13 protein-coding genes, 3 tRNA genes and 1 rRNA gene are annotated in these 12,653 nt (G+C 46.1%); 5 read left to right on the forward strand and 12 right to left on the reverse strand.

The window, feature by feature from the left end:
• Positions 1 to 71 precede the first annotated feature (71 nt).
• The 4 genes from AC3CH4_RS15205 to AC3CH4_RS15220 form a co-directional block, all read right to left on the reverse strand.
• Positions 72 to 147 (reverse strand) — tRNA-Val (locus AC3CH4_RS15205).
• 32 nt (positions 148 to 179) lie between these two features.
• Positions 180 to 255, reverse strand: a tRNA-Lys gene (locus AC3CH4_RS15210).
• A 2-nt stretch (positions 256 to 257) separates the two neighbouring features.
• Positions 258 to 333, reverse strand: a tRNA-Glu gene (locus AC3CH4_RS15215).
• 90 nt (positions 334 to 423) lie between these two features.
• Positions 424 to 1,978: ribosomal RNA gene (locus AC3CH4_RS15220) — 16S ribosomal RNA — on the reverse strand.
• Positions 1,979 to 2,552: 574 nt separating this feature from the next.
• Between AC3CH4_RS15220 and AC3CH4_RS15225 the strand changes: the two genes are divergently transcribed.
• The gene (locus AC3CH4_RS15225; protein WP_010433372.1) at positions 2,553 to 3,098 is read left to right on the forward strand and encodes a gamma carbonic anhydrase family protein; all 546 of its coding nucleotides are present in this window, start codon (positions 2,553 to 2,555) and stop codon (positions 3,096 to 3,098) included.
• Here the strand turns inward: AC3CH4_RS15225 and AC3CH4_RS15230 are convergent.
• The 4 genes from AC3CH4_RS15230 to tsaC form a co-directional block, all read right to left on the reverse strand.
• The gene (locus AC3CH4_RS15230) at positions 3,095 to 3,364 is read right to left on the reverse strand and encodes a DUF1488 family protein (protein WP_488543103.1); all 270 of its coding nucleotides are present in this window, start codon (positions 3,362 to 3,364) and stop codon (positions 3,095 to 3,097) included. The two genes, AC3CH4_RS15225 and AC3CH4_RS15230, sit on opposite strands and share 4 nt — an antisense overlap.
• Positions 3,365 to 3,377: 13 nt before the next feature.
• On the reverse strand, positions 3,378 to 4,208 hold the full coding sequence (gene aroE, locus AC3CH4_RS15235) for a shikimate dehydrogenase (protein ID WP_488543104.1): 831 nt from the start codon (positions 4,206 to 4,208) through the stop codon (positions 3,378 to 3,380).
• A gap of 78 nt (positions 4,209 to 4,286) precedes the next feature.
• Positions 4,287 to 5,204, reverse strand: coding sequence for an oxygen-dependent coproporphyrinogen oxidase (hemF, locus tag AC3CH4_RS15240; RefSeq protein WP_488543105.1), 918 nt, complete (start codon positions 5,202 to 5,204; stop codon positions 4,287 to 4,289).
• Positions 5,205 to 5,223: 19 nt separating this feature from the next.
• Complete coding sequence (gene tsaC / locus AC3CH4_RS15245) at positions 5,224 to 5,781, reverse strand: L-threonylcarbamoyladenylate synthase type 1 TsaC (RefSeq protein ID WP_004735778.1); 558 nt, start codon at positions 5,779 to 5,781, stop codon at positions 5,224 to 5,226.
• A gap of 195 nt (positions 5,782 to 5,976) precedes the next feature.
• Between tsaC and purE the strand changes: the two genes are divergently transcribed.
• Both purE and AC3CH4_RS15255 read left to right on the forward strand, forming a co-directional pair.
• Positions 5,977 to 6,462 (forward strand): 5-(carboxyamino)imidazole ribonucleotide mutase, encoded by a 486-nt coding sequence (gene purE, locus AC3CH4_RS15250; RefSeq protein WP_004735777.1) that lies wholly within the window; start codon positions 5,977 to 5,979, stop codon positions 6,460 to 6,462.
• Between the two features lie 5 nt (positions 6,463 to 6,467).
• On the forward strand, positions 6,468 to 7,598 hold the full coding sequence (locus tag AC3CH4_RS15255) for a 5-(carboxyamino)imidazole ribonucleotide synthase (protein ID WP_488543106.1): 1,131 nt from the start codon (positions 6,468 to 6,470) through the stop codon (positions 7,596 to 7,598).
• Between the two features lie 86 nt (positions 7,599 to 7,684).
• Here the strand turns inward: AC3CH4_RS15255 and AC3CH4_RS15260 are convergent, their stop codons facing one another.
• From AC3CH4_RS15260 to AC3CH4_RS15275, 4 genes are read right to left on the reverse strand one after another with little or no spacing between them, the layout of a single operon-like run.
• Positions 7,685 to 8,254: a DNA topoisomerase family protein gene (locus AC3CH4_RS15260; RefSeq protein ID WP_017080840.1), complete on the reverse strand. Its 570-nt coding sequence runs from the start codon at positions 8,252 to 8,254 to the stop codon at positions 7,685 to 7,687.
• Between the two features lie 12 nt (positions 8,255 to 8,266).
• Positions 8,267 to 8,743: a DUF494 family protein gene (locus AC3CH4_RS15265; RefSeq protein WP_004735774.1), complete on the reverse strand. Its 477-nt coding sequence runs from the start codon at positions 8,741 to 8,743 to the stop codon at positions 8,267 to 8,269.
• A gap of 3 nt (positions 8,744 to 8,746) precedes the next feature.
• Positions 8,747 to 9,859 carry a DNA-processing protein DprA gene (dprA, locus tag AC3CH4_RS15270; protein WP_017077324.1) on the reverse strand — a complete coding sequence of 371 codons (1,113 nt, stop codon included), beginning with the start codon at positions 9,857 to 9,859 and terminating at the stop codon, positions 8,747 to 8,749.
• Complete coding sequence (locus AC3CH4_RS15275; RefSeq protein ID WP_265974284.1) at positions 9,856 to 10,947, reverse strand: LysM peptidoglycan-binding domain-containing protein; 1,092 nt, start codon at positions 10,945 to 10,947, stop codon at positions 9,856 to 9,858. The genes dprA and AC3CH4_RS15275 overlap by 4 nt, the downstream gene beginning before the upstream one ends.
• Positions 10,948 to 11,087: 140 nt before the next feature.
• Between AC3CH4_RS15275 and def the strand changes: the two genes are divergently transcribed.
• The gene (gene def, locus AC3CH4_RS15280) at positions 11,088 to 11,600 is read left to right on the forward strand and encodes a peptide deformylase (RefSeq protein ID WP_004735769.1); all 513 of its coding nucleotides are present in this window, start codon (positions 11,088 to 11,090) and stop codon (positions 11,598 to 11,600) included.
• A 38-nt stretch (positions 11,601 to 11,638) separates the two neighbouring features.
• Positions 11,639 to 12,604: a methionyl-tRNA formyltransferase gene (fmt, locus tag AC3CH4_RS15285; RefSeq protein WP_054548305.1), complete on the forward strand. Its 966-nt coding sequence runs from the start codon at positions 11,639 to 11,641 to the stop codon at positions 12,602 to 12,604.
• The last annotated feature ends 49 nt before the right edge of the window (positions 12,605 to 12,653 follow it).

Consider the following 12,653-nt stretch of genomic DNA (forward strand, 5'->3'; position numbering starts at 1 on the left):
AGGGTCAAACATACCAACCAACGACAAAAGAAGTGGTTTGGATATGAATATAACCAAGAATTTTTAGAGAATGGTGGGCGATACCGGGCTCGAACCAGTGACCCCCTGCTTGTAAGGCAGGTGCTCTCCCAACTGAGCTAATCGCCCACGATAGTTTTAATTCCTTCGCGGAGAAAGAATGGTGGGTCGTGCAGGATTCGAACCTGCGACCAATTGATTAAAAGTCAACTGCTCTACCAACTGAGCTAACGACCCAATGGTATCCCGTAGGGGAGTCGAACCCCTGTTACCGCCGTGAAAGGGCGGTGTCCTAGGCCTCTAGACGAACGGGACACTGGATATTGAAGAACTTGGGAGTTCTTCGTCTCTTTACTTTTCTAAACCTAATCAATCTGTGTGGACACTCATCGTGGTATCTTCGTATAAGGAGGTGATCCAGCCCCAGGTTCCCCTAGGGCTACCTTGTTACGACTTCACCCCAGTCATGAACCACAAAGTGGTGAGCGTCCTCCCCGAAAGGTTAAACTACCCACTTCTTTTGCAGCCCACTCCCATGGTGTGACGGGCGGTGTGTACAAGGCCCGGGAACGTATTCACCGTGACATTCTGATTCACGATTACTAGCGATTCCGACTTCATGGAGTCGAGTTGCAGACTCCAATCCGGACTACGACGCACTTTTTGGGATTCGCTCACTATCGCTAGCTTGCTGCCCTCTGTATGCGCCATTGTAGCACGTGTGTAGCCCTACTCGTAAGGGCCATGATGACTTGACGTCGTCCCCACCTTCCTCCGGTTTATCACCGGCAGTCTCCCTGGAGTTCCCGACATTACTCGCTGGCAAACAAGGATAAGGGTTGCGCTCGTTGCGGGACTTAACCCAACATTTCACAACACGAGCTGACGACAGCCATGCAGCACCTGTCTCAGAGTTCCCGAAGGCACACCTGCGTCTCCGCTGGCTTCTCTGGATGTCAAGAGTAGGTAAGGTTCTTCGCGTTGCATCGAATTAAACCACATGCTCCACCGCTTGTGCGGGCCCCCGTCAATTCATTTGAGTTTTAATCTTGCGACCGTACTCCCCAGGCGGTCTACTTAACGCGTTAGCTCCGAAAGCCACGGCTCAAGGCCACAACCTCCAAGTAGACATCGTTTACGGCGTGGACTACCAGGGTATCTAATCCTGTTTGCTCCCCACGCTTTCGCATCTGAGTGTCAGTGTCTGTCCAGGGGGCCGCCTTCGCCACTGGTATTCCTTCAGATCTCTACGCATTTCACCGCTACACCTGAAATTCTACCCCCCTCTACAGCACTCTAGTTCACCAGTTTCAAATGCAGTTCCGAGGTTGAGCCCCGGGCTTTCACATCTGACTTAATGAACCACCTGCATGCGCTTTACGCCCAGTAATTCCGATTAACGCTCGCACCCTCCGTATTACCGCGGCTGCTGGCACGGAGTTAGCCGGTGCTTCTTCTGTTGCTAACGTCAAGATGCGCAGCTATTAACTACACACCCTTCCTCACAACTGAAAGTACTTTACAACCCGAAGGCCTTCTTCATACACGCGGCATGGCTGCATCAGGCTTTCGCCCATTGTGCAATATTCCCCACTGCTGCCTCCCGTAGGAGTCTGGACCGTGTCTCAGTTCCAGTGTGGCTGATCATCCTCTCAGACCAGCTAGGGATCGTCGCCTTGGTGAGCCATTACCTCACCAACTAGCTAATCCCACCTAGGCATATCTTGACGCGAGAGGCCCGAAGGTCCCCCTCTTTGGCCCGTAGGCATTATGCGGTATTAGCCATCGTTTCCAATGGTTATCCCCCACATCAAGGCAATTTCCTAGGCATTACTCACCCGTCCGCCGCTCGACGCCCATTAACGCACCCGAAGGATTGTTAGTGTCGTTTCCGCTCGACTTGCATGTGTTAGGCCTGCCGCCAGCGTTCAATCTGAGCCATGATCAAACTCTTCAATTTAAGATTTTGTGACTCAACGAATACTGACTTCAAAACTAATATTCATGTAAACATGAACATGTAATTCTAAAGCTATTACCATTCCAACAGAATGGTAATGAATTGACTGTGCCAAAATTAAGTAAACTTAATTTTGTATTGGTCACTCAGTTCATTGAAATCAAGTTTGTTACCGAAGTAACTGTTTTATCCAAAGGATAAAACGTTTTGATATTCATCAACGAGTGCCCACACAGATTGATAGGTTTAAATTGTTAAAGAGCTTTTCCTTTTTGAGCTTCGCTCAAATCGGACGGCCATTTTAGCGATTTAAGTTTTAGTGTCAACCACTATTTTCAAAACTTTTTTCAAGCGCTTAGCTTGGCTAATTTGGCTTGTTGATTCGTTTTGGTTTCCTAAGAAGCCTTCCCGTTTCAACGAGGTCGCATTATAGAGATTTCGATCACACTGGCAAGCCCTTTTTGAAGTTTTTCTTACTTTTTTGATTGTTCGAGCGTTTTTTGTTCAAAACACCTCATTATCACTAGTATTCCCCTTAATTAAGGGCTTAAGGTACCTATATAAAGGAGGACTTATGAGTTCAATACGCAGTTATAAAGGAATATCCCCTCAGATTGGACAAGGTGTCTATATAGATACAAGTTCGGTACTGGTTGGTGATATCAAAATCGGTGACGACTCTAGCGTGTGGCCTTTGGTTGCAGCTCGAGGAGATGTGAACCACATTCATATTGGGGAAAGAACGAATATCCAAGACGGCAGCGTCTTGCATGTCACCCATAAGAATGCAGAAAACCCTGACGGTTATCCTCTATTAATAGGTAATGATGTCACTATCGGACATAAAGTAATGCTGCATGGCTGTACTATTGAAGATCGCGTACTTGTTGGCATGGGAGCTATCGTGCTTGATGGCGTTATTGTTAAAGAAGAAGTGATGATTGGTGCTGGTAGCTTGGTTCCACCTAATAAGGTACTTGAAAGCGGTTATCTATATGTAGGAAGCCCAGTAAAACAAGCACGCCCATTAAATGATAAAGAGCGTGCCTTTTTACAGAAGTCAGCTGACAACTATGTTCAGAATAAAAACGACTATCTAGACTCTGTGCTTCCAGTCTAAAGCGCTTTGATCTGAATCCGATTAGAGGAGTCATACTCCTCTTCTTCTATTAACTCTTCCGCTAGCTCTTCAATATCGAAACGTAACTCTGAAAAGATAACTAAAGCTTGATCGCCCTCTTCTATCTCTTTACCTGCCAATCGTGATAATTCTTCAATAGATAAGACACATTCGATCAATGCACCCGACTGTTGTGCTGGGAAGGTGATAGATTGATTCTCTTCATCCCAATCTTGGATATCAGGAAATAGAATTGATTGATTCATTATTTATACCTTGTTACATCTCTAGGTTTTTACGTAATTCTCTTAAAATCTGTTTTGTTCCCGGACGAAGGCCACGCCAAAGCATAAAGCTCTCTGCTGCCTGCCCCACTAGCATACCCAAGCCATCATAAGCAGCATGAACACCGTTATCTAATGCCCATTGATTAAATACTGTGGTTCCAGATCCGTAAACCATGTCATAAACGGCGCTATTAGAATTGAAAATAGCATCAGATACTTCAGGAAGCTGCCCGCTTAGACCAGACGAGGTCGAGTTAATAATGACATCAAAGCCTTCATTAACATCACTTAGCCCCATCCCCTTGATGTTGCCATGCGAAGAAAACATCTCAGCCAGAAGTTCAGCCTTGGAGCTGGTTCGATTAGCGACCACCAGCTGTTGTGGCTTTTGGTCGAGAAGAGGTTGAATCACTCCTCTCGCAGCACCACCAGCGCCAAGAAGAAGAACGCGAGCTCCTTTTAACGCAACTTGATGTTGAAGAAGGTCTTGAACTAAGCCTTCACCATCGGTGTTATCACCAATGATCTCTCCATCATCTAGCTTCTTAAGTGTGTTTACGGCACCTGCTAGTTCAGCTCTTTCAGTCAGGCGATTAGCGAACTGATACGCATCTTCTTTAAAAGGTGCTGTGACGTTACACCCTCGACCACCTTCGCTGAAAAAGGCTTTAGCAGCAGTGATAAATTCACCATTATCTGGCTGTAATGCTGTATAGGTAAGTTGTTGGCTGGTTTGGCGAGCAAATAATGTGTGAATGAATGGCGATTTGCTTTGCCCAATAGGATTACCGAAAACGGCATAACGATCTACTTGCTGTGTCATATCCTTACCTAACAGAAATAATAAAAAGGGTCATCTATATTAGATGACCCTATCACTATCCCTATAAGGAAGGAAGAACTACCAAACTCGAGGTTTTAGGTAATCACTATAAAGCAGAGCTTCTGGTGACCCTGCTTGTGGTTCGTAACGATATTCCCAACGAGCCAACGGCGGCATCGACATCAATATAGACTCTGTGCGACCACCGCTTTGCAGGCCAAATAAGGTGCCACGGTCATACACTAAGTTAAATTCAACATAGCGACCACGACGATAAAGTTGGAAATCACGCTCGCGCTCACCATAAGGCGTCTGTTTGCGTCGCTCTACAATTGGTAAGTATGCGGCTGCAAAACCTTCACCGACCGCCTGCATATAAGCGAAGCTCTTTTCAAAGCCCCAATCGTTTAAGTCATCAAAGAACAGACCGCCAACACCACGTGTTTCATCACGGTGAGGTAGATAAAAGTACTTATCACACCACTCTTTATGTTCTTGGTAAACGTCATCACCAAATGGTGCACACAGGTCTTTAGCAGTTTGATGCCAAGATTGGCAATCTTCATCGACAGGATAGAATGGCGTTAAATCAAAACCACCACCGAACCACCAGATAGGATCTTCCCCTTCCTTTTCGGCAATAAAGAATCGTACGTTCGCGTGTGAGGTTGGGATGTATGGGTTTTTAGGGTGGATAACTAATGAAACCCCCATCGCTTCAAACTTACGTCCGGCTAATTCAGGACGGTGAGCGGTTGCAGAGGCAGGCATAGCCTTACCAGCGACATGAGAAAAGTTAACCCCACCTTGCTCAAATACCGCACCATTGGTCATCACGCGAGTTCGACCACCGCCGCCTAAACGATCTCCAGGTTCACGCTCCCATGCATCCTCTTCAAACAGTGCAGTGCCATCAGCTTGCTCAAGCTGCTGGCAAATCGAATCTTGTAGGCTCAGTAAAAACTGTTTTACTGCTTCTTTATCAATTGCTGACATCTTTCTTCCTTTGCAGGGTTTAACCCTGTCTTAATATTTTCGACGTTTTTGCATCTCTAATTTCGCTTGGCTTCTCACGACCACCCGTTTGACCTTCTAGAATCGCGACTAAGTGTTGACCCAGTTGCTGTTGAACTTCTTCAGTCGTCATACAAGGCGGTTCACCTGTCAGGTTAGCACTGGTCGAGGTTAACGGCTTACCGAATTCATTACACATTCTTTGAACTAAAGGGTGATCCGTCACTCGCACCGCGATGGATTCAAATTGGCCACTGACCCAGTCAGTTACTTTACTGCTGGTTGGCATTATCCAAGTCACTGGTCCCGGCCATGTTGCTTTTACGGTCGCTAACTGCGCTTCCGTCAACTGGCTTTCATCAATATAGGGCAGCAACTGCTCGTAACTCGCTGCAATTAGGATCAACCCTTTCTCCATCGGCCGCTGTTTTAAATCGAGCAATTTCTTAATGGCTTGTGGATTATCGGGATCACAACCGACCCCAAAAACGCCTTCAGTCGGGTAAGCAATGACTTCACCTTGTTGTAATGCCTGCAAAGTATGTTGAAAGTTATCCAAGGGTTGCCTCATTAATTCTGTTATCGAACTCGCTAAGTGTACAAATTATCATTCACTGTGACTAAAGCTATTTGTTTATAAAATGTATCAATTAACAACTTAGACTGACGCAAACGTTTTCCTTAAGCAATTTTACCCGTATAATGCGCGCAAAATATCTAATCACTAATTAAATCGTACCTGAAGGAGTTTGAGATGACTGTCGGTATTATCATGGGTTCTAAATCTGATTGGCCAACAATGAAGCTAGCTGCAGAAATGTTGGATCAGTTTGGCGTGGCGTACGAAACAAAAGTGGTTTCTGCTCACCGCACACCTCAGTTGCTTGCAGATTACGCAACCAGTGCGAAAGAGCGCGGTATTAAAGTGATTATTGCTGGTGCTGGCGGTGCAGCGCATCTTCCGGGCATGGCTGCAGCTTTCACAAGCGTACCTGTTTTAGGTGTTCCTGTTCAGTCGAAAGCACTCAAGGGCATGGATTCTCTGCTTTCTATCGTACAGATGCCAAAAGGCATTGCGGTAGGTACTTTGGCTATCGGTGAAGCTGGCGCTGCCAATGCTGGTATCCTAGCAGCCCAAATCATTGGTACTCACAATGAAGAAGTGATGGCAAAAGTAGAAGCGTTCCGCTCTGAGCAAACAGAAACGGTTCTGGCTAATCCAAACCCTGCAGAGGACTAATTCCCATGCATGTTCTTGTGTTAGGCGCGGGCCAACTTGCTCGCATGATGTCCCTAGCTGGGGCGCCGCTGAATATTGAAATTTCTGCTTTTGATGTTGGCAGCAAAAATATTGTTCACCCATTAACGCAAGCGATTCTAGGCAGCGGCTTAGACAATGCGATTGAGCGTGCGGACGTCATTACTGCTGAATTCGAGCATATCCCTCATGATGTACTTGAGGTGTGTGAGCGCAGCGGTAAGTTCTTACCGACAACAGAAGCAATCAAAGCTGGCGGCGATCGTCGCCTTGAAAAAGCCCTGTTAGACGAAGCAAACGTGAAAAATGCTAAGTACTACGAGATTAACTCTCGCGAAGACTTTGACGCTGCGATCGCTCACGTTGGCTTACCAATGGTATTGAAGAGCACACTTGGTGGCTACGATGGCAAAGGTCAATGGCGCTTAAAGACATTAGATAATGTTGACGCGACTTGGGCAGAAATGGCTGAGTGCATCGCTGCAACAGACAACCAAGCGATTGTTGCTGAAGAGTTCGTTCCGTTTGATCGCGAAGTATCACTGGTTGGTGCTCGTGGCGCTAATGGCGAGATTCAAGTGTACCCACTGGCTGAAAATGTTCACACCGATGGCGTGTTGAGCTTATCGACAGCGATTGATGACATTGAACTGCAAGAGCAAGCAAAAACCATGTTCAAAGCTGTTGCAGAACGTTTGGATTACGTTGGTGTACTCGCGCTAGAGTTCTTTGATGTTCAAGGTTCACTGCTGGTGAATGAGATTGCACCACGTGTTCATAACTCTGGCCACTGGACACAACAAGGCGCTGAAACTTGTCAGTTTGAGAACCATCTACGTGCCGTATGTGGGATGCCATTAGGCAGCACTAAGCTGATTCGTCCAACCGCAATGATCAACATCCTTGGTGAAGATACCCTACCTGAAGCAATTCTTGCTCAAGGTGGTTGTCATGTTCATTGGTATGGTAAAGAGAAGCGTGAAGGTCGTAAGATGGGCCACATTAACGTGAGCGCTGACTACAACGCAGAGCTGCAAAGAGCGCTATGCTCACTGGCAGACATTCTCGATAAGCAAGCCTACCCTGCTGTGCATGAATTTGCTGAGCAGATGAAGTAAATCTACATTGCTTGATGGATATAGAGCGTTTATTGGATATAGAAACGGCGCTCATTGAGCGCCGTTTTTTTGTCTATAACATCAAGTTATTGAGATTGAATGTGATGACACTTGCGATCAGCACATTGCTTCTTAGTGCCACTGGCCGTTTTCTTCTCCAGCAACAGCGGGAACTGACACTGTTCACAACGACCTATAACAGGTGGCTGATTAACGGCGAACTTACACTTAGGGTAGTTATCGCACGCATAGAAGGTTTTGCCATAGCGAGATTTACGCTCAACCAAATGGCCTCTGCCACACTCAGGACAAGCAACAAGTGGCTGCTCTTCAGGTTGTTCTTTTGGTTGGTCCAAAGATTCGATGTGATTACACGTTGGGTAGCTACTACAACCAATGAACATACCAAAGCGACCTTGCCTTAATACCAATTCGTTTTGGCATTTAGGACACGGCACACCCAGCTCTTTCACTACGTGGCCATCGTTCTGATGCAGAGGTTTGATGTAATCACAGCTAGGATACTGCTTACAGCCTAAAAATGGGCCATGCTTACCATGACGAAGCTGAAGCTCTCCACCACACTGTGGACATGGTTCATGCTCTAATGCATGTTCATGTGCCGAAAAAAGCTGATTATCAATCTTACTACTCATGACAAGCCTGTATTAATGCAAGATACCTTGCTCTTTGGTGTACAACAGCTCTTCCATTTGCGTGTAAGCACTTTCATTACCCGGCACATTAAATAGCACCATTAAGATAATCCATTTCAGATCATCCAATTCAAATTCGCTCGTCTCAAGCCCCATCACACGATCAATCACCATTTCACGAATCTCTGTCGTGAGTACGTTGATCTGTTCAAGGAACAATAAGAAACCTCGGCACTCCATATTAATACGTGAAATCTCTCGACTGGTATAAATACGCATCGAGGTATTGGAACACATAGTAATCGCCGCTTGATTCTCAGTATCTTGCAATGCCGCAAGATCTTCTAACCAATGGAGGGCCTTATAAATATCATCTTGGTGAAACCCTGCTCGAAGAAGCTCATCTTCCAGCTCATCTTGATCCACCTGCAATTCAGAATCGCTATGGATGTAGGTTTCAAACAAGTACATCAGTATGTCCATCATCATAGCTTAGCCTCTCCCCTTTCGAATATAGCCACCGGAAACTGCAACAACATGCCCTGAGAGCTCAAGCTCTAAAAGCTGCATCATGACCTCATGCACAGGTATATGGGTTCTCTGTGCCAAAATATCAACGGGTGTCGCCTCTAACCCTACGTTAGCTAACAGCTGTGGAAATGGCAATTGTTCATTTTCCCCCATACTGGGCGTAGGTTCGAACAAGCTGGGTTGCTGATCGATAGACCAGTCTAACAGACTCTTTATTTCAATCAGAACATCTTGTGCACTCTGTACCAAGCATGCTCCAGCTTTGATTAAGCTATTACCGCCACGGCTGGTTGGGTTATGAATAGAGCCAGGAAGCGCAAACACCTCTCGGCCTTGCTCCATAGCATAGCGAGCTGTAATCAAAGAACCACTCTTCTCAGCCGCTTCAACCACCAAGGTTCCGAGCGATAACCCACTTATAATACGGTTACGGCGAGGGAAATGTTCAGGTCGTGGTTTGGCACTTGGGCGAAACTCTGAAATCAACGCACCATTTTCACAGATCCTATCGGCTAAATTTCTGTGTCGCGCAGGATAAATGGAATCCAATCCAGAACCCAATACAGCAAAAGTTTCCCCTCCTTTATCTAGAGCACCATCATGAGCATAGCCATCGATACCGAGTGCTAAGCCACTGGTGACAATCAAACCGTTTTGGACGAACTCTTTGGCGAAGGACTTCGCGGTTTGCAACCCTTCGAGACTGGCATTGCGACTGCCGACCATAGCGATTTGAGGCTCAATCAGTTTTTCAACGTGACCTTTAACGAAAAGCACGCTTGGCGCGGAGGCGGTCTCATTCAGCAGTTTGGGATAATGCGAGCAATTCGGGGTAATGATGTGATGGTTGGGTTGTCTTGCTTGCCACTCTAGGCAAGCCTCCACTTCTCTTGGGGCTTGCTCTCTTAGATAGGCAATTTGCTTGGCAGACAAACCAAGCGCTTGCAGTTGCTGACTTGAGTAACCAACAATATTCAAAGGAGAATCAATACTCAGCAGTCGAGAAAGGCGCTTGCCACCCAATTGCGGAACAAAACTTAGAGTTAACCAAGCACTCAGTTGTTGCTCATTCACTCGGTGCCCTTAGCTTCTTCCTTCAAAGCCAGATCCAAAGGTGATACCGCCAGAATATCATTACTAACCGGTTTTGAGCTCTGAGTGATCAAGGCCAAGCTAAAATACTCATAAGGACGAATGACCATCAAACTACCAAGTGAGGTACTTGGCAGCTGCACCTTATCGCTCGCTGCAGACTCTTTGTAGCTGTATTCACCTTGCTTACCAAACACCACAGCGCCGCTTTCACTGAGGGTAAACATAGAGCCTTGGCGAAGATTGTCCTGTGAGCCTTTATTAATAACGACCACTTGATTCTTTGCACTGTATTGGCTGCCATCTAATGAACCCAAGATATTAGCAAACTGCCCCGCAGCACTAGGCGCTGGATAAAATGTGGTTGAGAGCTTCACCTGATCAACGCCAAGTTCAGGTAACACGAGGTCATTAAGTAACACCTCTTGCAGTTGAGTCTCTATCTGTAAACTACTGAACTCAGCATCCACCTCTTTCAAGCGCGCCGTGGCGACCAAACGCAAAGAGGTAATACTCGCTTGAGGTTGTTGCCTTTGATAAGTCTCGACGGCACGGTAGATACCCCATTTTTGATGCTGCTGGTTCCCAGAAATAAACAATCGGTCTTCACCCGATAAGAAGCGTTTGCCATCACTGGTCCCTAACACTCGTTGCGCTGACTGGATATCTTGCTGCTCAACCAAGCGGTCAGATTGTAGATACGGTAGAACAAGCCCCTCATTCACGGTAGGTACTGCTTTCTTCTCTGATACACGAATCTTAGGGCTTAGCTTGATTACGGGTTTAAGGCTCAACACAGGCTCACCATTAATCCAAACCAGAGACAATTTATCTCCGGGGTAAATAAGGTGAGGGTTTTCTATTTCAGGGTTTACCTGCCATAGCCTTGGCCACAACCAAGGGCTATCGAGATACATCGCGGAGATATCCCATAAGGTATCCCCCTTAACCACCACATACGCCTCGGGTGCGTCTTGTTTAATGGTTAAAGGTTGCTCACTATTTCCAGCCATAGCGGCAAACGAAAGCGAGGCACAAATAAGAGATAAAGCGGGGAAAAAATGACGCATGACCTAGGTTCCTTGGTCTGAATATATGACATCTGATTAGAGAATTAACTTCAGGATGCTGTCATTTGACCTCTAAAATGTCTAGAATTGAGCCAACAAGGTTTAAGCTGTTTCGGCACAGTTCAATATTTCGAGTGTATATGTCTGTATTACAAGTATTAACATTACCAGATGATCGTCTACGTACCGTGGCGAAACCGGTAAAAGAAGTTACCCCAGAGATTCAAAAGTTCGTTGATGACATGATTGAAACCATGTACGACGAAGAAGGTATCGGCCTTGCTGCAACGCAAGTAGATTTCCACCAGCGCATCGTTGTTATCGATATTTCAGAAACACGTGACGAGCCTATGGTTCTGATCAACCCTGAAATTACCGACAAACGTGGCGAAGATGGTATCGAAGAAGGCTGTCTATCTGTACCAGGCGCTCGAGCTCTAGTACCTCGCGCTGCAGAAGTAACGGTTAAAGCATTAGATCGTGAAGGCAACGAATTCACATTCGACGCTGACGACCTGCTGGCTATCTGTGTTCAACACGAACTTGACCACCTAGAAGGCAAGTTGTTTGTTGATTACCTATCGCCACTAAAGCGCAAACGTATTCAAGATAAGCTAGCGAAGATTAAACGTTTCAACGAGAAACAAGGTTAATAACCGCTGCTATTACTAAATTAAGAAGGAAGTCTACCTTGAGTCAATCTTTAAGAATTGTCTTCGCAGGTACTCCGGATTTCGCCGCCCGTCATTTGGCGGCGTTGTTGTCTTCGGAGCATGAAGTTATTGCTGTTTACACACAGCCAGATCGTCCAGCAGGCCGCGGTAAAAAACTGACAGCGAGCCCAGTAAAAAACATCGCACTTGAAAACAATATTCCGGTTTACCAACCAGAAAATTTCAAGTCAGATGAAGCTAAGCAAGAGCTAGCAGATTTGAATGCTGACATCATGGTTGTTGTCGCTTACGGCTTGCTTCTTCCACAAGCTGTATTAGATACACCTCGCTTAGGTTGTATCAACGTGCATGGTTCAATCCTGCCACGCTGGCGTGGTGCTGCTCCGATTCAACGCTCTATCTGGGCGGGTGATAAAGAGACAGGTGTGACGATCATGCAGATGGATATCGGCCTAGATACCGGTGATATGCTAAGCATCGCAACGCTGCCAATCGAAGCGACAGATACTAGCGCGTCAATGTACGAGAAGTTAGCTGGCCTTGGCCCTGATGCTCTTGTTGAATGTTTAGCTGACATCGCTTCTGGTAAAGCTGTTGCTGAGAAGCAAGACGACGAACTTGCAAACTATGCGAAGAAGCTAAGCAAAGACGAAGCGAAAATTGATTGGAATGACAGTGCAGAACACATCGAACGTTGTGTGCGCGCTTTCAATCCATGGCCAATGAGCCACTTTGCGGTTGTTGATAGCAGCTCTAATGATGAAAAAAGCATTAAAGTTTGGCAGACACGTGTTGACCAAGAATCAACGTCTGCGCCAACTGGTTCAATCATCAAAGCAGATAAAACGGGTATCTATGTTGCGACTGGCGACAAAGTACTGGTTTTGGAACAACTGCAAGTTCCAGGTAAAAAAGCCATGTCAGTTCAAGACATCTTGAACTCACGTGCAAGCTGGTTTGAAGTTGGTACTCAACTTTCTTAACCGCTTTAAAGCTACTCAATATGAACTTAGAAATGTGTAGCTTATAAAA

The sequence above is a fragment of the Vibrio sp. QJM3NY_26 genome (assembly GCF_057786005.1).

Coding starts and splice junctions, on each gene's coding strand:
- AC3CH4_RS15255 (WP_488543106.1), top strand. CDS start 6,468: ATGCATGTTCTTGTGTTAGGCGCGGGCCAACTTGCTCGCATGATGTCC.
- purE (WP_004735777.1), top strand. CDS start 5,977: ATGACTGTCGGTATTATCATGGGTTCTAAATCTGATTGGCCAACAATG.
- AC3CH4_RS15275 (WP_265974284.1), bottom strand. CDS start 10,947: ATGCGTCATTTTTTCCCCGCTTTATCTCTTATTTGTGCCTCGCTTTCG.
- hemF (WP_488543105.1), bottom strand. CDS start 5,204: ATGTCAGCAATTGATAAAGAAGCAGTAAAACAGTTTTTACTGAGCCTA.
- AC3CH4_RS15260 (WP_017080840.1), bottom strand. CDS start 8,254: ATGAGTAGTAAGATTGATAATCAGCTTTTTTCGGCACATGAACATGCA.
- def (WP_004735769.1), top strand. CDS start 11,088: ATGTCTGTATTACAAGTATTAACATTACCAGATGATCGTCTACGTACC.
- AC3CH4_RS15225 (WP_010433372.1), top strand. CDS start 2,553: ATGAGTTCAATACGCAGTTATAAAGGAATATCCCCTCAGATTGGACAA.
- aroE (WP_488543104.1), bottom strand. CDS start 4,208: ATGACACAGCAAGTAGATCGTTATGCCGTTTTCGGTAATCCTATTGGG.
- AC3CH4_RS15230 (WP_488543103.1), bottom strand. CDS start 3,364: ATGAATCAATCAATTCTATTTCCTGATATCCAAGATTGGGATGAAGAG.
- AC3CH4_RS15265 (WP_004735774.1), bottom strand. CDS start 8,743: ATGATGATGGACATACTGATGTACTTGTTTGAAACCTACATCCATAGC.